This is a genomic window from Micromonospora sp. RTP1Z1 (assembly GCF_033804685.1).
Taxonomy (GTDB): domain Bacteria; phylum Actinomycetota; class Actinomycetes; order Mycobacteriales; family Micromonosporaceae; genus Micromonospora.
Genome location: NZ_JAPFQV010000010.1, coordinates 24,879 through 45,319 on the forward strand (window position 1 = coordinate 24,879; position 20,441 = coordinate 45,319).

A 20,441-nucleotide genomic window follows, 5' to 3' on the forward strand; every position below is an offset into this window, starting at 1 on the left:
TCAGCCCTCCTGCTGCGTCTCTGCCGGAGCGGAAGCCGTGGCGGCCACAGCCGCGCTGTCGATCGGCTCGCCGCTAGGCGTCTCGGCCTGCTGCGCGATCGTGGTCGCGGCGGCCCGGCCGGCCTCGGTGCCGCCGGCGGTGGTGCCCGACGAACCCGACCGACCACGGCGCGGACGCTCGGGGCGGTCGCCACGGTCACGACGCGGGCGGGCGGGACCGGTCTCGGCCGGAGCCTCCCGGCCCGGGACGAAGTCGCCCTTGTAGATCCAGACCTTCACGCCGATCCGGCCGAAGGTGGTACGGGCCTCGAAGAAGCCGTAGTCGATGTTGGCCCGCAGGGTGTGCAGCGGGACCCGACCCTCACGGTAGAACTCGGTGCGGCTCATCTCGGCGCCGCCGAGACGACCCGAGACCTGTACCCGGATGCCCTTGACGATCGGGTTCTTCATCGAGGACTGCATCGACTTGCGCATCGCCCGACGGAAGCTGACCCGGCTGGACAGCTGCTCGGCCACACCCTGTGCGACCAGCTGCGCGTCCGACTCGGGGCTCTTCACCTCGATGATGTTCAGCTGCACCTGCTTGCCGGTCAGCTTCTCCAGCTCGCCGCGGATCCGGTCGGCCTCCGCACCCTTACGGCCGATGACGATGCCCGGCCGGGCGGTGTGGATGTCGACGCGGACCCGATCCCGGGTGCGCTCGATGTCGACCTTCGAGATGCCGGCCCGCTCCAGGCCCTTGGACATCATCCGGCGAATCTTGACGTCCTCGCCGACGTAGTCCTTGTAGAGCTTGTCTGCGAACCAGCGGGACTTCCAGTCGGTCGAGATGCCGAGCCGGAATCCAGTGGGGTGAACCTTCTGACCCATTACTCGGCGCCCTCCGTCTTGCTCTGCGTGTCAGCCGGCTCGGCCTGCTGCGCCGGGGCCGCCTTCTTCGCCGCCGCGGACTTCTTCGGCGTGGCCGGAGCCACCGCCTCGACCGCCATGGTGATGTGGCAGGTCCGCTTGCGGATCCGGAACGCCCGGCCCTGCGCCCGCGGCCGGAACCGCTTCATGGTCGGGCCCTCGTCGACGAACGCCTCGCTGACGAGCAGCGCATCGGGGTCCAGCCGCTCGTTGTTCTCCGCGTTGGCAATCGCGCTCGCGAGCACCTTGTACACCTGCTCGCTCGCCGCCTGCGGCGCGAACTGCAGCACCGTGAGCGCCTCCTTCGCGGGCAGGCCGCGGACGAGGTTGACCACCCGGCGCGCCTTCGTCGGCGAGATGCGCACGTGCCGCGCAACCGCCCGCGCGCCCGGAAGCACCGGAGCGTCGCCCTTTCCTGGCATCGCTGTAACCCCTTGTTCCTCTATCCGTATGCCCGCGGCGTCAGCGCCGACGGCTCTTCCGGTCGTCCTTCTCGTGACCCTTGAACGTGCGGGTCAGCGCGAACTCGCCGAGCTTGTGCCCGACCATCGCCTCGGTCACGAACACCGGGACGTGCTTGCGTCCGTCGTGCACGGCGATCGTGTGACCCAGCATGTCCGGGATGATCGTCGAGCGCCGCGACCAGGTCTTGATCACGTTCTTCGTGCCCTTGTCGTTCTGCGTCTCCACCTTCTTGAGCAGGTGGTCGTCGATGAACGGGCCCTTCTTAAGGCTGCGAGGCATGTTCTATCTCCCTCAGCCGCGCTTACGCGTGGCGTAGCGGCGGCGGACGATCAGCCGGTCACTCGGCTGGCCCTTACGACGGGTGCGGCCCTCGGGCTTACCCTGCGGGTTGACCGGGTGGCGACCACCGGAGGTCTTACCCTCACCACCACCGTGCGGGTGGTCGACCGGGTTCATCGCGACACCACGGACGGTCGGGCGCTTGCCCTTCCACCGCATCCGGCCGGCCTTGCCCCAGTTGATGTTCGACTGGTCGGCGTTGCCGATCTCGCCGATGCTTGCGCGGCACCGAACGTCGACCCGCCGGATCTCACCGGACGGCATGCGGAGGGTCGCGTACGCGCCCTCACGGCCGAGGAGCTGGATGCCGACGCCGGCCGAGCGGGCCATCTTGGCCCCGCCGCCCGGACGCAGCTCCACCGCGTGGATGGTGCTACCGACCGGGATGTTACGCAGCGGCAGGTTGTTGCCCGGCTTGATGTCGGCGCCCGGACCGGACTCGACAGCGTCGCCCTGCTTCAGGTCCTTCGGCGCGATGATGTAGCGCTTCTCGCCGTCGGCGTAGTGCAGCAGCGCGATCCGCGCGGTGCGGTTCGGGTCGTACTCGATGTGGGCGACCTTCGCCGGCACGCCGTCCTTGTCGACCCGCTTGAAGTCGATCAGACGGTACTGGCGCTTGTGGCCGCCACCGTGGTGCCGCGTGGTGATCCGGCCGTGGGCGTTACGCCCGCCCTTCTTCGGCAGCGGAGCCAGCAGCGACTTCTCCGGCGTCGACCGGGTGATCTCGGCGAAGTCGGCGACGCTGGAGCCACGACGGCCCGGCGTCGTCGGCTTGTACTTACGGATAGCCATTGTCTACACCCCTCAGCTGACCGGGCCGCCGAAGGCCTCGATACGGTCTCCGTCAGCCAGCTTCACGATCGCCCGCTTGGTGGCCTTGCGCTGACCGAAGCCGGTCTTGGTGCGCTTGCGCTTGCCCTGGCGGTTGAGCGTGTTGACCGTCAGAACGCGGACGTTGAAGATCTGCTGAATAGCGATCTTGATCTCGGTCTTGTTCGCGTCCGGGTGCACCAGGAAGGTGTACCAGTTCCGGTTCAGCTCGCTGTAGCTCTTCTCCGAGACGACCGGCGCGACGATGATGTCGCGCGGATCGGCGATCGTGCTCACTTGCCACCCTCCTCGGTGGTCTCGGCGGGAACACCCAGGAACTCGTCCAGGGCGTCCTTGGTGAAGACCACGTCGTCGGCCACCAGCACGTCGTACGTGTTGAGCTGGCCGGCCTCGATCAGGTGCACCCGCGTCTCGTTGCGCAGCGACACCCAGTTCAGCTCGTCCGTGCTGCTCAGCACGACCAGGACCCGACGGGCCTCGGTCAGCTTGGTCAGCGTGGCCAGGGCCGCCTTGGTCGACGGCTTCTCGCCCGAGACAAACGCCTCGACGACATGCACCTGGCCGGCGCGCGCCCGGTCGGAGAGGGCGCCACGCAGGGCGGCGGCCTTCATCTTCTTGGGGGTGCGCTGGCTGTAGTCGCGCGGCACGGGACCGTGCACGACGCCACCGCCGGCGAACTGCGGGGCGCGGATCGAGCCCTGCCGGGCACGACCGGTGCCCTTCTGCTTGTACGGCTTCTTGCCGCCACCGGCGACCTCGCCGCGGGTCTTGACCTTGTGCGTGCCCTGCCGGGCGGCCGCGAGCTGCGCCACCACGACCTGGTGCATCAGCGCGAGGTTCGCCTGGACGTCGAAGATGTCGGCCGGCAGCTCGACAGAGCCGCTCTTGGCGCCTTCGACGGTGAGGACGTCAACGGTGGTCACTTGGCCGCACCGCCCTTCTTCGCCTTGGTCTTGGCCGCGGTACGGACCAGGACCAGCGCGCCCTTGGGGCCGGGAATGGCACCACGGACGAGCAGGAGGTTGTTCTCGGTGTCGACCGCCTGAACGGTCAGGTTCTGAACGGTGTAGCGCACGCCACCCATCCGGCCGGCCATCCGGGTGCCCTTGAAGACCCGACCCGGAGTGGCGCAGGCGCCGATGGAGCCGGGCGAGCGGTGCTTGCGCTGGACACCGTGGCTGGCGCGCAGACCGTGGAAGCCGTGCCGCTTCATCGGGCCGGCGTAGCCCTTGCCCTTGGTCTTGCCGGTCACGTCGATCGAGATCCCGGCGGGGAACTCCTCGACCGTGACCTCCTGGCCCAGCGAGTAGTCCGCGGCGTCCGCGGTGCGCAGCTCGACGATGTGCCGGCGCGGCGCCACATCTGCCTTCGCGTAGTGCCCGCTGATCGGCTTCTTAACCTTGCGCGGGTCGATCGTGCCGTACGCCAGCTGGACCGCTGAGTAACCGTCCTTGTCGGCGTTACGAACCTGGCTGATGACGCAGGGGCCGGCCTGAACCACGGTCACCGGGACAACGCGGTTGTTGTCCCAGACCTGGGTCATGCCGAGCTTTGCGCCCAGGATCCCCTTGACTTGCCTGTCCATTTGTCCGGTCCCTACAGCTTGATCTCGATGTCGACGCCAGCCGGCAGGTCGAGGCGCATGAGCGAGTCGACCGTCTTCGGGGTCGGGTCGATGATGTCGATCAGACGCTTGTGCGTACGCATCTCGAAGTGCTCGCGCGAGTCCTTGTACTTGTGCGGCGAGCGGATGACGCAGAAACGGTTGATCTCCGTGGGCAGCGGCACCGGGCCAGCGACCTGCGCCCCGGTACGCGTCACCGTCTCGACGATCTTCCGAGCCGAGGAGTCGACGACCTCGTGGTCATAGGCCTTGAGCCGGATGCGGATCTTCTGTCCCGCCATGGTGGCTTCTGTTCCTTCTCTCGATGCCGCTGTGTCGCGGGCACCTGTACCGGCTGGTACAGGCCCACTTCCGCCGACCCCCGCGGTCGGGCGTGTCGCGCCCTCGGACCAGGCTCCGCCCCGAGGCTCCGGAGCGATTCGCTGACCACGCGGTGGGTCATGGCGCCGATCGCGTCTCCGCGACCCGGACGCCGTGCGAGGGTGGTTGACCGCTCAGTGGCGATCAACCACCCTACGCGCGATTGTTCGTCTGCCCGGAGGTCCAGCATGCGCCGGACGCAGGCGACTAACCGTCGTTACGCAACCTGACTAGTATGCCGCACGAACGGCGGCGACGCTAATCGGGGTTACCCAGCTCACTTGATGATGTTGGTGACGCGACCCGCGCCGACCGTACGGCCACCCTCCCGGATCGCGAACTTGAGGTTTTCCTCCATCGCGATGGGCTGGATCAGCTTCACGGTCATCGTGGTGTTGTCGCCCGGCATGACCATCTCGGTGCCCTCGGGCAGCGTGACGACGCCGGTGACGTCCGTGGTCCGGAAGTAGAACTGCGGACGGTAGTTCTGGAAAAAGGGAGTGTGTCGGCCGCCCTCCTCCTTGGAGAGGATGTAGACCGTCGCCTCGAAGTCCGTGTGCGGGGTGTTCGAGCCCGGCTTCACCACGACCATGCCGCGCTCGACCTCGTCGCGCTTGGTACCACGCAGCAGCAGGCCGACGTTCTCGCCCGCGCGGGCGTCGTCCAGGGTCTTCCGGAACATCTCGATCGCGGTGACCTTGGTCTTGAAGCTCTTCTCCTTGATGCCGACGAGCTCAACATCCTCGTTCGGCAGGAGAACGCCGCGCTCCACCCGACCGGTGACGACGGTGCCACGACCGGTGATCGTGAACACGTCCTCGACCGGCATCAGGAACGGCTTGTCGACATCGCGCTCCGGCTGCGGGATCGCGGTGTCGACCGCGGTCATCAGCTCCAGGAGGCGGCCGGTCCACTCCGGGTCGCCCTCGAGCGCCTTCAGCGCCGAGACGCGGACGACCGGCAGGTCGTCACCCGGGTACTCCTGCGAGGAGAGCAGCTCGCGGACCTCGAGCTCGACGAGCTCCAGGAGCTCCTCGTCGTCGACCATGTCGCTCTTGTTGAGCGCCACGACGATGTACGGCACACCGACCTGACGGGCCAGCAGCACGTGCTCGCGGGTCTGCGGCATCGGGCCGTCGGTCGCCGCCACCACCAGGATCGCGCCGTCCATCTGCGCGGCACCGGTGATCATGTTCTTGATGTAGTCGGCGTGCCCGGGGCAGTCGACGTGCGCGTAGTGCCGCGCCTCGGTCTGGTACTCGACATGCGCGATCGAGATCGTGATGCCGCGGGCCTTCTCCTCCGGCGCCTTGTCGATCTGGTCGAACGGCGTGTAGGGGTTCAGGTCCGGGAACTGGTCGTGCAGGACCTTGGTGATGGCCGCCGTCAGCGTCGTCTTACCGTGGTCGATGTGACCAATGGTGCCGATGTTGACGTGCGGCTTAGTCCGCTGGAACTTAGCCTTCGCCACTGGTGTCCTCCTGTGGACTTCTTGGTTCGTTCGCCCCGGCGCGCCGGTCGGCGCTTAGGACTCTGTCGACAGCCGTTCCGGCCTGGCGGCCGGAGAGCTTTTGTGGGTTCTGCGGCGATGAAGCCTACAGGCCCGGTCTCACGCAACCCGATCGAGGTGGCCGCGGGCGGGGAGTGCCCTCCCGCGACCAGCCTCGGACCATCGAATCAGCTCAGGTGAGCGTCACTCACCCGTCGCCTTGGCGATGATCTCCTTCGCCACGCTCTGCGGAACCTCGGCGTAGGAGTCGAACTGCATGCTGTAGCTAGCCCGGCCCTGGGTCTTCGACCGCAGGTCACCGACGTAGCCGAACATCTCCGACAACGGCACCAGAGCCTTCACGATGCGGGCGCCACTGCGCTCCTCCATCGCCTGGATGATGCCGCGGCGGGAGTTGAGGTCACCGATGACGTCACCCATGTTCTCCTCAGGAGTGGTGACCTCAACGGCCATCATCGGCTCGAGCAACGCCGGGTCGGCCTTGCGGGCCGCGTCCTTCATCACCATCGAGCCGGCGATCTTGAATGCCATTTCCGACGAGTCGACCTCGTGGTACTGGCCGTCCAGCAGCGTCAGCTTGACACCGACCAGCGGGAAGCCGGCGAGGATGCCGTACTGCATGGCGTCCTGCGCGCCCGCGTCCACCGACGGGATGAACTCCCGGGGGATGCGGCCACCGCTGACGGCATTCGCGAACTCGTAGGTCGGCGAGTCGTTGTCCAGCGGCAGCGGCTCGATGCTCACGATCACGCGGGCGTACTGGCCGGAACCACCGGTCTGCTTCTTGTGGGTGTACTCGACCTTGTCCACCTTGCGGCGGATGGTCTCGCGGTACGCCACCTGCGGCTTGCCGACGTTGGCCTCGACGTTGAACTCACGCCGCATCCGGTCGACCAGGATGTCCAGGTGCAGCTCGCCCATGCCGGAGATGACCGTCTGACCGGTCTCCTCGTCCAACCTGACGCGGAAGGTCGGGTCTTCCTCGGCCAGCCGCTGGATGGCCGTGCCCAGCTTCTCCTGGTCGGACTTGGTCTTCGGCTCGATCGCCACCGAGATGACCGGCTCCGGGAAGGTCATCGACTCCAGGATCACCGGGTTCGCCGGGTCGCACAGCGTGTCGCCGGTGGTGGTCTGCTTGAGACCCTGCACCGCGATGATGTCGCCGGCCTGCGCCGACGGACGCTCTTCCCGCTTGTTGGCGTGCATCTGGTAGATCTTGCCGATCCGCTCCTTCCGGTCCTTGGTGGAGTTGACCACCTGGGATCCGGAGTCGAGCGTGCCGGAGTAGACCCGCACGTAGGTGAGCTTGCCGAGGTGCTTGTCGGTCTGGATCTTGAAGGCCAGGCCGGAGAACGGCTCGGACTTCGACGGCTGCCGCTGGATCGGGGTCTCGCCGTCGGCGGCGGTGCCCTCGATGGCCGGGACGTCCAGCGGCGACGGCAGGAAGTCGACGACGGCGTCGAGCATGGGCTGGACGCCCTTGTTCTTGAACGCCGAGCCGCACAGCACCGGGTTGGCCTTGCTGGCGATGGTGGCGCGCCGGATGGCGGCCTTGATCTCCGCGACGGAGATCTCCTCGCCCTCCAGGTACTTCTCCATCACCGCGTCGTCGACGTCGGCCAGGGTCTCCACCAGCTTCTCGCGCCACTCGGCCGCGGAGTCGGCCAGCTCGGCCGGGATCTCCTCGATGGCGTAGTCCTCACCCTTCTGGGTCTCCCCGCGCCAGGTGAGCGCCTTCATTTCGATCAGGTCCACGACGCCGATGTGGTCGCCCTCGAGCCCGATCGGGATCTGGAGCACCAGCGGGGTGGCGTTGAGCCGGTCGATCATCATCTGCACGCAGCGGAAGAAGTCGGCGCCGGTCCGGTCGAGCTTGTTGACGAAGCACATCCGCGGGACGTGGTACTTGTCGGCCTGACGCCAGACGTTCTCCGTCTGCGGCTCCACACCGGCGACACCGTCGTAGACCGCGACCGCACCATCCAGCACCCGCAGCGACCGCTCGACCTCGACCGTGAAGTCGACGTGACCGGGCGTGTCGATGATCTGGATCGTGTGGCCCTTCCACTCACACTTGGTAGCAGCGGAGGTGATGGTGATACCACGCTCCTGCTCCTGCTCCATCCAGTCCATGACGGCAGCGCCCTCGTGGACCTCACCGATCTTGTACGTGATACCGGTGTAGAACAGGATCCGCTCGGTGGTCGTGGTCTTACCGGCATCGATGTGGGCCATGATGCCGATGTTGCGTACGTTGGCGAGCGCGTCTGCGGCGGCCACTTCAATCCCTACTTATCGTCGTCTCGACACAACTGGTGGCGGTTCCGGCGCCGGTCCGGCGCCGGAACCAGGGTGTTACCAGCGGTAGTGCGCGAAGGCCTTGTTCGACTCGGCCATCTTGTGCGTGTCCTCGCGCCGCTTGACGGCGGCACCCAGACCGTTGCTCGCGTCCAGCAGCTCGTTCATTAGCCGCTCGACCATGGTCTTCTCCCGACGCGCCTTGGAGTACGTCACCAGCCAGCGCAGCCCGAGGGTGGTCGCCCGGACCGGACGGACCTCGACCGGCACCTGGTAGGTCGCGCCACCGACACGGCGGCTGCGGACCTCGAGGGTCGGCTTGACGTTGTCCATGGCGCGCTTGAGCGTGACGACCGGGTCGGTGCCGGACTTCTCGCGGCAGCCCTCCAGGGCGGCGTACACGATGCGCTCGGCGAGCTGACGCTTGCCGCGCATCAGGATCTTGTTCACCAGCTGGGTGACCAAAGGCGAGTTGTACACCGGGTCAGCGACCAGCGGCTTCCGCGGAGCGGGTCCCTTACGCGGCATGTCAGCTCTTCTCCTTCTTCGCGCCGTAACGGCTGCGCGCCTGCTTGCGGTTGCGGACACCCTGGGTGTCCAGCGAACCGCGGACGATCTTGTAACGCACGCCGGGGAGGTCCTTCACCCGGCCACCGCGGACGAGCACGATCGAGTGCTCCTGCAGGTTGTGACCCACGCCCGGGATGTAGGCGGTCACCTCGATCTGGCTGCTGAGCTTGACACGAGCGACCTTGCGGAGCGCCGAGTTCGGCTTCTTGGGGGTGGTGGTGTACACGCGGGTGCACACACCGCGCCGCTGAGGGGAACCCTTCAGCGCCGGGGTCTTGGTCTTGGTCGTCTTGGCCTGGCGGCCCTTTCGGACCAGCTGCTGAATCGTGGGCACCGGGTTTCTCCGCTCCCTTCGGCCGCTCGCGCGGCCGCGCCGTCTGCTCGTAGCCGCCTGATGGTCGGCTCTCCTACATTCCAGCCCGGGCCACCTGACGGAGGCCCCGGCACCCGCGGTCGGGCGTGTCGCCCGGATCACGGTCCCGGTGTCGTCGCTCGCGCGCCGTACCGGGTTTCTGTCACCGGCGCGCGGCTCACCGAGCGCCGGATCTTTGGCTTTGATCGTGCCCCGCGCGATCACCGGTGGACCGGCTCCAGCGCACGCACGCATTGCCCGGGCTGGCCCGGGCACAATGGGAAAGAGTACCTACCACAGCCGTGCAGGTCAAAACGAGCGGCCCAGGAGAACTGCGTCGCAGCCCGCCGGCCGAACCCGCCATGCCTGCCCACCCACGAATGGGTACCTACGGTGACAAGTGTACCGGCTTCCCCACGGGCCGGCCCGGCGGCCCCGGTTCCGCCCAGAGGCCGAGCACCAGGCCCTGGGCAAACCGGCGAGGTCATCGACGCCGCCGGGCCAGGAGGTGACTCCGGTCACGCCAACTGGACGACCAATGCCAGGCCGAGCCCGAGCAGGCTGAGCAGCAACCCCACCCCGCCGCAGCTCACGCCGGCCACGGCGAGCCCGTTGCCGGTGAAGCGGACCGCGGGCGGCGGCGCCGGCCGGCGGATCTGCCGGCGGGCCAGCAGACCGGCGACGATCGCCGCTGTCCCGGCCAGCGCGCCGAGCACCGTGAACGCCCCGGCGGCCCAGGCGCCGCCGTAGTCCGGGCCGGCAATACCGAAACAGAGCACCAGGAGCGAGACCAGGATGGCGGCGATCCCGGTCACCAACGACCCCACGGCCAACCCCGAGGTCACCGGCGGCACGTCCAGGTGGACCACGCCGAAGGGCGTGCCGGGAACCGGATCGATCCGCTTCGGTGGGCGAGCCGGCTCACGCGGGGGCGGCGGCAGCGGCCCGGGGCGGGGACCTACCGCCGGCGGCCTCGGCCCCCAGCCGGCGCCGGGCAGCGGCGCGGCACCGGGAAAGCCGGGTGCCGCCGCGGGGTACGCCGGGCCACCCGACCAGCCGGTCGACGGCTGCGGGTGCCCCGGAACCGGCCCGTACGACGAACCGCCCGGCGGCGCGGACCAGGGCTGCTGCCCCGGCGCGGACCCGGGCGGGGGCCAGCCTCCGGGGTACGTCCCGGACGGAGGCTGCTGGCCGGCGGACGGCGCGGACGGCGGCACCGGCGGGGGCGCGTACCCGACGGCGGCGACCTCCGGCGGCGCGCTCGGCCCCTCGTCGACCCCGGCGAAAGGCCCGGCCCACGGGCTCGGGCGATCCGCAGCCGGCGCGGACTCGACCGCCGCGGACTCGACCGGGTCCTGCCCGGACCGGCTCGGCTCGCCGCCCGACGGTGGGGCCGGTTCCGTCACGAGGTCCTCCTGTCGACGCGCCTCGCCCGCCACGGCGCGGCGGACACCGGTCAGGCTACCGCCGCCGGCCTCACCGGCGGGTCCGGGCGCGGACGCCTCCCCCAGCCGGTCAGTCGACGTTCGGGGCGTAGTCGTGCCCGAAGGGGGCGTCGGCGAGCCGGACCACTCCGATCACCACCGCCGCCACCACCGCAACGGCCACCAGGACCAGGCCGGTCCGGGCCAACCGTTCGCCGCGCCGCAGCCGGTCCCCGCCGGTCAGGAAGCCACCCGAGGCGTACGCCTCCCGGCGGGCCTGCCGGGCGAGCAGAAGGGCGATCGTGGACGGCACCACCCCGCCGACGAAGAGCCCGGTCAACGCCCCGATCAGGCCCAGGGCGAAGACCGCGCGGGCCTTCGTCGACCGGGTCGGCTCAGGATCGAGCGGATGGCGCGGTCCCTGTTGCGCGACGGGCACCGGCCCGGGTGCGGTCGTCATGTCGACCATCATGCCCCGCCGGTGCGGCCGGCGTTCCGGACCGCCCGCCCTCTCCCCCGCGCGTTCCGAGTTCCGCAGGCACCGCAGACGCGACGAGGCCCCCGGCGGGTGCCGGGGGCCTCGTCGTTGCCTACTGCTTAGCGGTACGACCCGAAGTCGAAGTCGTCCAGCGGAACCGCCTGGCCACCGGCCGGGCCGAAGCCGTAGTCGGTTTCCGGGTAGCCGGTCATCGAGTAGACCTTGGCCTTCGCCTCCTCGGTCGGCTCGACCCGGACGTTGCGGTACTTGCTGATGCCCGTACCGGCCGGGATGAGCTTGCCGATGATCACGTTCTCCTTGAGGCCGACCAGCGAGTCGCTGCGCGAGTTGATCGCCGCGTCGGTCAGCACCCGGGTGGTCTCCTGGAAGGAGGCCGCCGAGAGCCAGGAGTCGGTGGCCAGCGAGGCCTTGGTGATACCCATCAGCACCGGGCGACCGGCGGCGGGCTCGCCGCCCTCACCCACGAGCCGGCGGTTCTCCGACTCGAAGAGCGCCCGGTCGACCAGCACACCCGGCAGGAACTCGGTCGAGCCGGAGTCGATGACCGTCACCCGCTTGAGCATCTGGCGAATGATGATCTCGATGTGCTTGTCGTGGATGAGCACACCCTGCGAGCGGTAGACCTCCTGGACCTCCTGGGTCAGGTGGACCTGGACCGACCGCGGGCCGAGGATGCGGAGCAGCTCGTGCGGGTCGATGGTGCCCTCGGTGAGCTTCTCGCCTACCTCGACGTGACCGCCGTCGTGGGTCCGCAGCTTGACCCGCTTGGAGATCTTGTCGTAGACGATCTCCTCGCTGCCGTCGTCCGGCACCACGATGATCTTCCGGGACCGCTCGCCGTCCTCGATCCGGATCCGGCCCGGGGTGTCGGCGATGGGCGCCTTACCCTTCGGGACCCGGGCCTCGAAGATCTCCTGGACACGCGGCAGACCCTGGGTGATGTCCTCACCCGCGACACCACCGGTGTGGAAGGTACGCATCGTCAGCTGGGTACCCGGCTCACCGATGGACTGGGCGGCGATGATGCCGACCGCCTCACCGATGTCGACCGACTTGCCGGTCGGCAGCGAACGGCCGTAGCAGGCCGCGCAGACGCCCAGCTTCGACTCACAGGTGAGCACGCTGCGCACCCGCACCGTCTCCACCCCGGCCGCCACGATCCGGTCGACCAGGATCGAGTTGAGGTCCTGGCCCCGCTCAGCGACGACGGTGCCGTCCGGCCCCTTGATGTCGTCGGCCAGGGTCCGGGCGTGCACGCTGGTCTCGGCGTGGGTGTGGACGACCAGCTTGCTGTCGAGCCGCTCGCCGATCTGCATCGGGATGGCCCGGTCGGTGCCGCAGTCCTCCTCGCGGATGATGACGTCCTGCGAGACGTCCACCAGACGACGGGTCAGGTAACCCGAGTCGGCGGTACGCAGGGCGGTGTCCGCGAGACCCTTACGGGCACCGTGCGTGGAGATGAAGTACTCCAGCACGGACAGACCCTCCCGGTACGAGGCCTTGATGGGCCGCGGGATGATCTCACCCTTGGGGTTGGCCACCAGACCACGGATCGCCGCGATCTGCCGGAGCTGGAGCAGGTTACCGCGGGCACCCGAGTTGATCATCTTCCACAGCGGGTTCTCCTGCGGCAGCGCGGTGTCCATCTCCTTGGCGACCTCGTTGGTCGCCTTGGTCCAGATCTCGATGAGCTCGCCGCGACGCTCCTCGGCGGTCATCAGACCACGCTGGTACTGCTTGTCGATCCGGTCGGCTTCCTTCTCGTACTTCTCCAGGATCTCCCGCTTGCGCGGCGGAGCGATGACGTCCTCCATGCCGATCGTCACGCCGGACCAGGTGGCCCAGTGGAAACCGGCCTCCTTGAGCCCGTCGAGGGTGGCGGCCAGCGCCACCTTCGGGAAACGCTCGGCGAGGTCGTTGACGATCGCGGAGAGCTGACCCTTGCGGATCTCGTAGTTCACGAAGCGGTAGCCCTGCGGCAGCGTCTCGTTGAACAGCACCCGACCGAGGGTGGTCTCCACGGTCAGCGGCTGACCCTCGACCCAGCCCTCGGGCGCGGTCCACGGCTCGGCGCCGGCGCCGTTGTCGACCTCGGTGACGCCGCGCAGCCGGATCTTGACCGGCGTCCCCAGGTGCAGCTCGCCGTTGTCGAACGCCATCCGCGTCTCGGCGTCCGAGCTGAACGGCCGGCCCTCGCCCTTCCCACCGGGGGTGAGGTGGGTGAGGTGGTAGAGACCGATGACCATGTCCTGGGTGGGCATGGTGACCGGCTTGCCGTCGGCCGGCTTGAGGATGTTGTTCGACGACAGCATCAGGATCCGGGCCTCGGCCTGGGCCTCGGCGGACAGCGGCACGTGGACCGCCATCTGGTCACCGTCGAAGTCGGCGTTGAACGCGGTGCAGACCAGCGGGTGGATCTGGATGGCCTTGCCCTCGACCAGCTGCGGCTCGAAGGCCTGGATGCCCAGACGGTGCAGGGTCGGCGCGCGGTTCAGCAGCACCGGGTGCTCGCCGATGACCTCTTCCAGCACGTCCCACACGACCGGCCGCTGCCGCTCGACCATCCGCTTGGCGGACTTGATGTTCTGCGCGTGGTTGAGGTCAACCAGCCGCTTCATCACGAACGGCTTGAACAGCTCCAGCGCCATCTGCTTGGGCAGGCCGCACTGGTGCAGCTTCAGCTTCGGGCCGACCACGATGACCGAACGGCCGGAGTAGTCGACGCGCTTGCCGAGCAGGTTCTGGCGGAACCGGCCCTGCTTGCCCTTGAGCATGTCGGAGAGCGACTTCAGCGGGCGGTTGCCCGGACCGGTGACCGGCCGGCCGCGACGGCCGTTGTCGAACAGCGCGTCGACGGCCTCCTGGAGCATCCGCTTCTCGTTGTTGACGATGATCTCGGGCGCACCGAGGTCGATCAGCCGCTTGAGGCGGTTGTTCCGGTTGATCACCCGGCGGTACAGGTCGTTCAGGTCGGAGGTCGCGAAGCGGCCACCGTCCAGCTGCACCATCGGACGCAGGTCCGGCGGGATGACCGGAACGCAGTCGAGCACCATGCCGAGCGGCGAGTTGCGGGTGTTCAGGAACGCCGCGACCACCTTGAGCCGCTTGAGCGCCCGGATCTTCCGCTGCCCCTTGCCGGACCGGATGGTCTCGCGCAGGCTCTCGGCCTCGGCACCCAGGTCCATGTTCTGGACCAGGGCCTTGATGGCCTCGGCGCCCATGCCGCCGGTGAAGTACTCGCCGAAGCGGTCGCGCAGCTCGCGGTAGAGCAGCTCGTCGGTGACCAGCTGCTTTGGCTCCAGCTTGCGGAAGGTGTCGAGAACCTCGTCGAGGCGGTCGATCTCGCGCTGGGCCCGGTCGCGGATCTGGCGCATCTCGCGCTCTCCGCCCTCCTTGACCTTGCGCCGGACGTCCGCCTTGGCACCCTCGGCCTCCAGCTCGGCCAGGTCGGCCTCGAGCTTGGCGGCCCGCTTCTCGATCTCCGAGTCGCGGCTGTTCTCGGCCTGCCGCTTCTCGGCCAGGATCTCGTTCTCGATGGTCGAGAGGTCACGGTGACGCGACTCGGCGTCCACGCTCGTCACGACGTACGAGGCGAAGTAGATGATCTTCTCGAGGTCCTTGGGGGCGAGGTCCAGCAGGTAGCCCAGCCGGCTCGGCACGCCCTTGAAGTACCAGATGTGGGTCACCGGAGCGGCCAGCTCGATGTGCCCCATCCGCTCACGACGGACCTTGGAACGGGTCACCTCGACGCCGCAGCGCTCGCAGATGATGCCCTTGAAGCGGACCCGCTTGTACTTACCGCAGTAGCACTCCCAGTCCCGCTGCGGACCGAAGATCTTCTCGCAGAAGAGCCCGTCCTTTTCCGGCTTGAGGGTGCGGTAGTTGATCGTCTCGGGCTTCTTGACCTCACCGTGCGACCACTGACGGATGTCGTCGGCGGTGGCGAGGCCGATGCGCAGCTCGTCGAAGAAGTTGACGTCGAGCACTATGTCCCCTATGTCGTCGTCTGTACTGCTTAGCTAGTGGATGGGGTCGGGAGCCGGCGAACCGGCCCCCGACCGCTCACCTCAGACCTCTTCGACCGAGCTTGGCTCGCGCCGGGACAGGTCGATGCCCAGCTCCTCCGCGGCCCGGAACACCTCGTCGTCGGTCTCGCGCATCTCCAAGGCCACACCGTCGCTGGAGAGCACCTCGACGTTGAGGCACAGCGACTGCAGCTCCTTGAGCAGCACCTTGAACGACTCCGGGATGCCCGGCTCCGGGATGTTCTCGCCCTTGACGATCGCCTCGTAGACCTTCACCCGGCCGAGGACGTCGTCGGACTTGATCGTCAGCAGCTCCTGCAGGGCGTAGGCGGCGCCGTACGCCTGCATCGCCCAGCACTCCATCTCACCGAAGCGCTGGCCACCGAACTGCGCCTTACCACCCAGCGGCTGCTGCGTGATCATCGAGTACGGGCCGGTCGACCGGGCGTGGATCTTGTCGTCGACCAGGTGGTTGAGCTTCAGGATGTAGATGTAGCCGACCGCGATCGGGTCCGGCAGCGGCTCGCCGGAGCGACCGTCGTACAGCTGCGCCTTTCCGCTGGCGCCGATCAGCTGCTTGCCGTCCCGGTTGGGCAGGGTCGACGAGAGCAGACCGGAGATCTCCTCCTCGCGGGCACCGTCGAAGACCGGGGTGGCCACGTTGGTGTCCGGCTCGGACTCGTGGGCGTCGATCGAGCGCAGCTGCTTCTTCCACGCCGCGTCGTCGCCTTCCACGCTCCAACCGGTCTTGGCGACCCAGCCGAGGTGGGTTTCCAGCACCTGGCCGATGTTCATCCGGCTCGGCACACCCAGCGGGTTGAGCACGATGTCGACCGGCGTGCCGTCCTCCAGGAACGGCATGTCCTCGACCGGCAGGATCTTGGAGATGACGCCCTTGTTGCCGTGCCGGCCCGCGAGCTTGTCACCGTCCTGGATCTTGCGCTTCTGGGCGACGTACACCCGGACCAGCTCGTTGACACCCGGCGGCAGCTCGTCGCCGTCCTCGCGGGAGAAGGTACGCACACCGATGACCGTGCCGGTCTCGCCGTGCGGCACCTTCAGCGAGGTGTCCCGGACCTCACGCGCCTTCTCGCCGAAGATCGCGCGGAGCAGCCGCTCCTCCGGGGTCAGCTCGGTCTCGCCCTTCGGCGTGACCTTGCCGACCAGGATGTCGCCGGGGACGACCTCGGCGCCGATCCGGATGATGCCGCGCTCGTCGAGGTCCGCGAGCATTTCCTCGCTGACGTTCGGGATGTCGCGGGTGATCTCCTCCGGGCCGAGCTTGGTGTCCCGGGCGTCGACCTCGTGCTCCTCGATGTGGATCGAGGTGAGCACGTCCTGCTGCACGAGGCGCTGCGACAGGATGATCGCGTCCTCGTAGTTGTGGCCCTCCCAGCACATGAACGCCACCAGCAGGTTGCGTCCGAGCGCCATCTCGCCCTCGTCGGTGCACGGACCGTCGGCGATGACCTGGCCGGCCTCGACGCGGTCGCCCTCGAAGACGACCGGCTTCTGGTTCACGCAGGAGCCGGCGTTGGAGCGGCGGAACTTGTGCAGCAGGTACGTCCGGCGGTGACCGTCGTCCTGGTGGATCGTGACGTAGTCGGCGCACAGATCCTCGATGACGCCGCCGACCTCGGCGACGACCACGTCGCCGGCGTCGACCGCGGCCCGGTACTCCATGCCCGTGCCGACCAGCGGCGACTCGGCCTTCACCAGCGGCACCGCCTGGCGCTGCATGTTCGCGCCCATGAGTGCGCGGTTGGCGTCGTCGTGCTCGAGGAACGGGATCATCGCCGTCGCGACCGAGGTCATCTGCCGCGGCGAGACGTCCATGTAGTCGACGGCGCCGGGAACCACGTCCTCGGTCTCGCCGCCCTTACGGCGGCACAGGACCCGGTCCTCGGCGAAGGTGCCGTCGGGCTTGAGCCGCGCGTTGGCCTGGGCCTTGACGAACCGATCCTCCTCGTCCGCGGTCAGGTAGTCGATCTGGTCGGTGACCCGACCCTCGACGACCTTCCGGTACGGCGTCTCGATGAAGCCGAACGGGTTGACCCGGGCGAAGGTGGAGAGCGCGCCGATCAGACCGATGTTCGGGCCTTCCGGCGTCTCGATCGGACACATCCGGCCGTAGTGGGACGGGTGCACGTCGCGGACCTCGAAGCCGGCCCGCTCCCGGGACAGACCACCCGGGCCGAGCGCGCTCAGCCGGCGCCGGTGGGTCAGGCCCGCCAGCGGGTTGGTCTGGTCCATGAACTGGGACAGCTGCGACGTACCGAAGAACTCCTTGATCGCCGCCACCACCGGGCGGATGTTGATCAGGGTCTGCGGCGTGATCGCCTCGACGTCCTGGGTGGTCATCCGCTCGCGGACGACCCGCTCCATCCGGGAAAGGCCGACCCGGACCTGGTTCTGGATCAGCTCGCCCACGGTACGCAGGCGCCGGTTGCCGAAGTGGTCGATGTCGTCGGCCTCGTAGCCGTCCTCACCGGCGTGCAGCCGGCAGAGGTACTCCACGGTGGCGACGATGTCGTCCTCGGTGAGCGTGCCCGTGGTGATCGGCACGCCAACTTCGAGCTTCTTGTTGAACTTGTAACGACCGACCTTGGCGACGTCGTACCTCTTCGGGTTGAAGAAGAGGTTGTCGAGCAGGGTCTGGGCGTTCTCACGGGTCGGCGGCTCGCCAGGGCGGAGCTTCCGGTAGATGTCGAGCAGCGCCTCGTCCTGGCCGGCGATGTGGTCCTTCTCGAGCGTGGTCATCATCAGCTCGGACCAGCCGAACTTCTCGCGGATCCGCTCCGCGGACCACCCGATGGCCTTGAGCAGGACGGTGACGGCCTGCCGACGCTTACGGTCGATGCGGACGCCGACCGTGTCGCGCTTGTCGATGTCGAACTCCAGCCAGGCACCCCGGCTCGGGATGACCTTGACGCTGGAGAGGTCGCGGTCGGAGGTCTTGTCCGGCTCCTTCGAGAAGTACACGCCCGGCGAGCGGACGAGCTGGCTGACCACGACACGCTCGGTGCCGTTGATGACGAAGGTGCCCTTGGGCGTCATCATCGGGAAGTCACCCATGAACACCGTCTGGCTCTTGATCTCGCCAGTGGTGTTGTTGGTGAACTCCGCGGTCACGAACAGCGGCGCGCAGTAGGTCAGGTCCTTCTCCTTGCACTCCTCGATCGAGGCCTTGACCTCGTCGAAGCGCGGAGCCGAGAAGGAGAGCGACATGGTGCCGGAGAAGTCCTCAATGGGACTGATCTCCTCGAGGATCTCCGCGAGACCCGAGCGTGCGTGCGGGTCGTCCGCCGACCGGCCCTGCCAACCCTCGTTGCCGACGAGCCAGTCGAAGGACTCGTTCTGAATGGCAAGGAGGTTGGGGACCTCGAGGTGTTCGGTGATCCTGCCGAAAGAAACTCGGCGGGGAGCGAAAGCGCTCGACGTACGACTGGTCTTCGCAGGGCGGGAAGCTGCCAAGATGCGTCCTTCCGAGGACCGGTGCTGCAGAACGGCTGGTACGCGTGCACTCCAATGACCCCACCAGAATTATCCGTAAACGGACATTTCCGAGCAGGGGTCAAGTCGGAAGGCAGCGCAAACTAGCAGTGTAGCCGAGAGGCTAACCGCTGTCCAGCCCACCCCGCAGGTCGTCGCGGAACTCGCCTCGGGACCCTGGAAAACCGGGTCTACCGGGCCGCTCGGAACGCGACGTTCCTGCCGGGCCGCTCGGGTGTCGCGGCCAATGGTGCTGCCGCTGCCATTACCCAAGTGGTGGCCGTTGCAAGCGCGGAAGGTCTTGCTGGTGCCAGCGTGCCTGTCAGCCCGGTGTCGCGTCAAGGGCCGGTTACCGGTCGGGGTGTCTTTCCCACCGACGGACTACCGACAGGACCCGCTGTGCGGCGGTACGGCGGACGCCGGACGCCCTGCTCACGCTGCTGTCACCGGAACCCACCAACCACAGCGGGCGGCGATCCGTTCCCGGATCACCGCCCGCCGCGACGCGGTCCACCCCGGCTCACGTGAGCCGGGCGCGCGCCTGGTCGTACCTCAATTACTTGAGGGTGACCTTGGCGCCCTCGCCCTCGAGCTTGGCCTTGGCCTTCTCGGCGGTCTCCTTGTTGACCTTCTCCAGGATGGCCTTCGGCGCGGACTCGACCGCGTCCTTGGCCTCCTTGAGGCCCAGGCCGGTCAGCTCACGCACGACCTTGATGACCTGGATCTTCTTGCCACCGTCGGCCTCGAGGACGACGTCGAACTCGTCCTTCTCCGCCTCGGCCTCGGCCGGGGCGGCAGCGCCACCGGCAGCGGAGACCGCGACCGGGGCGGCGGCGGTGACCTCGAAGGTCGTCTCGAACTGCTTCACGAACTCAGAGAGCTCGATCAGCGTCATCTCCTTGAACGCGTCGAGCAGCTCGTCGGTGCTGAGCTTCGCCATGTCTGGCGTCCTTTCTCAAAGGGAAACTAAGAACGTGGGTGCGCCGGGAGGCCTCAGGCCGCCTCGGCGCCCTCCTTCTCGCGCTTGTCCTGCAGGGCAGCCGCCAGACGGGCGGTCTTGGAGAGCGGAGCCTGGAACAGGGCCGCGGCCTTGCTCAGGTTGCCCTTCATGGCGCCGGCCAGCTTGGCCAGCAGCACCTCACGGGACTCCAGGTCGGCGAGCTTCGTGACCTCGGCCGCGGAAATGGCCCTGCCCTCGAAGACACCGCCCTTGATGACGAGCTTCGGGTTGGTCTTCGCGAAGTCGCGAAGACCCTTCGCCGCCTCGACGACGTCGCCCGAAACGAAAGTCAGCGCGGTAGGACCGGTGAACAGCTCGTCGAGGCCGGAGATGCCCGCCTCGGTCGCCGCACGCTTGGCCAGCGTGTTCTTCGCGACCGTGTAGGTGGTCTCCTTGCCGAGCGAGCGCCGCAGCTGGGTGAGCTGGGAAACCGTCAGACCACGGTACTCGGTGAGCACCGCAGCGCTCGCGTTGCGGAAGCTGTCGGTCAGCTCAGCGACGGCCGTGGCCTTGTCGGCCCGGATCGGCTTGTCCGCCATGTCCCTCCTCTCGTTGCTCGAGGCTGGTCGCCGTCGACGAGCGGAAGCTCTGCGACGGCGCCGGAGGCATCACGACAACGAGAAAAGCCCCGGCGCAGGGCGCGCGGGGCGAGGGCCGGCCTGATCACCGTGGTCGGCAGACCACAGGAAGAACCGATTTTCGCTTACCGCCCTGCGCGGGTCGCCCGTCATCGCGGAACCTTC

Annotated in this window: 18 protein-coding genes; all 18 read right to left on the reverse strand. The window is 68.2% G+C overall.

All coding sequences use genetic code 11. The annotated features are described in order from the left end of the window. Positions 1 to 870 (reverse strand): 30S ribosomal protein S3, encoded by an 870-nt coding sequence (rpsC, locus tag SLP03_RS07715; protein ID WP_319459828.1) that lies wholly within the window; start codon positions 868 to 870, stop codon positions 1 to 3. Further along, positions 870 to 1,331 carry a 50S ribosomal protein L22 gene (gene rplV, locus SLP03_RS07720; RefSeq protein WP_319459829.1) on the reverse strand — a complete coding sequence of 154 codons (462 nt, stop codon included), beginning with the start codon at positions 1,329 to 1,331 and terminating at the stop codon, positions 870 to 872. The genes rpsC and rplV overlap by 1 nt, the downstream gene beginning before the upstream one ends. Before the next feature lie 40 nt (positions 1,332 to 1,371). After that, positions 1,372 to 1,653, reverse strand: coding sequence for a 30S ribosomal protein S19 (gene rpsS / locus SLP03_RS07725; RefSeq protein ID WP_319459830.1), 282 nt, complete (start codon positions 1,651 to 1,653; stop codon positions 1,372 to 1,374). Positions 1,654 to 1,665: 12 nt separating this feature from the next. Next, positions 1,666 to 2,505 carry a 50S ribosomal protein L2 gene (gene rplB, locus SLP03_RS07730; RefSeq protein WP_319459831.1) on the reverse strand — a complete coding sequence of 280 codons (840 nt, stop codon included), beginning with the start codon at positions 2,503 to 2,505 and terminating at the stop codon, positions 1,666 to 1,668. Between the two features lie 12 nt (positions 2,506 to 2,517). Next, on the reverse strand, positions 2,518 to 2,820 hold the full coding sequence (rplW, locus tag SLP03_RS07735; protein ID WP_007465304.1) for a 50S ribosomal protein L23: 303 nt from the start codon (positions 2,818 to 2,820) through the stop codon (positions 2,518 to 2,520). Further along, positions 2,817 to 3,467, reverse strand: a complete 651-nt coding sequence (gene rplD / locus SLP03_RS07740) for a 50S ribosomal protein L4 (protein WP_319459832.1) — start codon at positions 3,465 to 3,467, stop codon at positions 2,817 to 2,819. Before rplD ends, rplW begins: the two co-directional genes overlap by 4 nt. Then, positions 3,464 to 4,129 carry a 50S ribosomal protein L3 gene (gene rplC, locus SLP03_RS07745; RefSeq protein WP_319459833.1) on the reverse strand — a complete coding sequence of 222 codons (666 nt, stop codon included), beginning with the start codon at positions 4,127 to 4,129 and terminating at the stop codon, positions 3,464 to 3,466. The genes rplD and rplC overlap by 4 nt, the downstream gene beginning before the upstream one ends. Before the next feature lie 11 nt (positions 4,130 to 4,140). Beyond that, complete coding sequence (gene rpsJ / locus SLP03_RS07750) at positions 4,141 to 4,449, reverse strand: 30S ribosomal protein S10 (RefSeq protein WP_007073037.1); 309 nt, start codon at positions 4,447 to 4,449, stop codon at positions 4,141 to 4,143. Positions 4,450 to 4,805: 356 nt separating this feature from the next. After that, positions 4,806 to 5,999, reverse strand: a complete 1,194-nt coding sequence (gene tuf / locus SLP03_RS07755; RefSeq protein ID WP_319459834.1) for an elongation factor Tu — start codon at positions 5,997 to 5,999, stop codon at positions 4,806 to 4,808. Between the two features lie 222 nt (positions 6,000 to 6,221). Continuing rightward, positions 6,222 to 8,318, reverse strand: a complete 2,097-nt coding sequence (gene fusA, locus SLP03_RS07760; RefSeq protein ID WP_319459835.1) for an elongation factor G — start codon at positions 8,316 to 8,318, stop codon at positions 6,222 to 6,224. Positions 8,319 to 8,393: 75 nt separating this feature from the next. Beyond that, positions 8,394 to 8,864, reverse strand: coding sequence for a 30S ribosomal protein S7 (rpsG, locus tag SLP03_RS07765; RefSeq protein ID WP_089012495.1), 471 nt, complete (start codon positions 8,862 to 8,864; stop codon positions 8,394 to 8,396). A gap of 1 nt (position 8,865) precedes the next feature. Then, positions 8,866 to 9,240, reverse strand: a complete 375-nt coding sequence (gene rpsL, locus SLP03_RS07770; RefSeq protein WP_007465318.1) for a 30S ribosomal protein S12 — start codon at positions 9,238 to 9,240, stop codon at positions 8,866 to 8,868. Positions 9,241 to 9,776: 536 nt separating this feature from the next. After that, positions 9,777 to 10,157 (reverse strand): hypothetical protein, encoded by a 381-nt coding sequence (locus SLP03_RS07775; protein WP_319459926.1) that lies wholly within the window; start codon positions 10,155 to 10,157, stop codon positions 9,777 to 9,779. Between the two features lie 616 nt (positions 10,158 to 10,773). Continuing rightward, positions 10,774 to 11,142, reverse strand: coding sequence for a hypothetical protein (locus SLP03_RS07780; protein WP_319459836.1), 369 nt, complete (start codon positions 11,140 to 11,142; stop codon positions 10,774 to 10,776). A gap of 137 nt (positions 11,143 to 11,279) precedes the next feature. Beyond that, positions 11,280 to 15,167, reverse strand: a complete 3,888-nt coding sequence (locus SLP03_RS07785; protein ID WP_319459837.1) for a DNA-directed RNA polymerase subunit beta' — start codon at positions 15,165 to 15,167, stop codon at positions 11,280 to 11,282. A gap of 81 nt (positions 15,168 to 15,248) precedes the next feature. Then, a complete protein-coding gene (locus SLP03_RS07790; RefSeq protein ID WP_319459838.1) occupies positions 15,249 to 18,680 on the reverse strand; it encodes a DNA-directed RNA polymerase subunit beta in 3,432 nt (1,143 codons plus the stop codon). Between the two features lie 574 nt (positions 18,681 to 19,254). Then, positions 19,255 to 19,638 carry a 50S ribosomal protein L7/L12 gene (gene rplL, locus SLP03_RS07795; RefSeq protein ID WP_319459839.1) on the reverse strand — a complete coding sequence of 128 codons (384 nt, stop codon included), beginning with the start codon at positions 19,636 to 19,638 and terminating at the stop codon, positions 19,255 to 19,257. A gap of 53 nt (positions 19,639 to 19,691) precedes the next feature. Further along, positions 19,692 to 20,237 carry a 50S ribosomal protein L10 gene (gene rplJ / locus SLP03_RS07800; RefSeq protein ID WP_319459840.1) on the reverse strand — a complete coding sequence of 182 codons (546 nt, stop codon included), beginning with the start codon at positions 20,235 to 20,237 and terminating at the stop codon, positions 19,692 to 19,694. Positions 20,238 to 20,441: the final 204 nt, after the last annotated feature.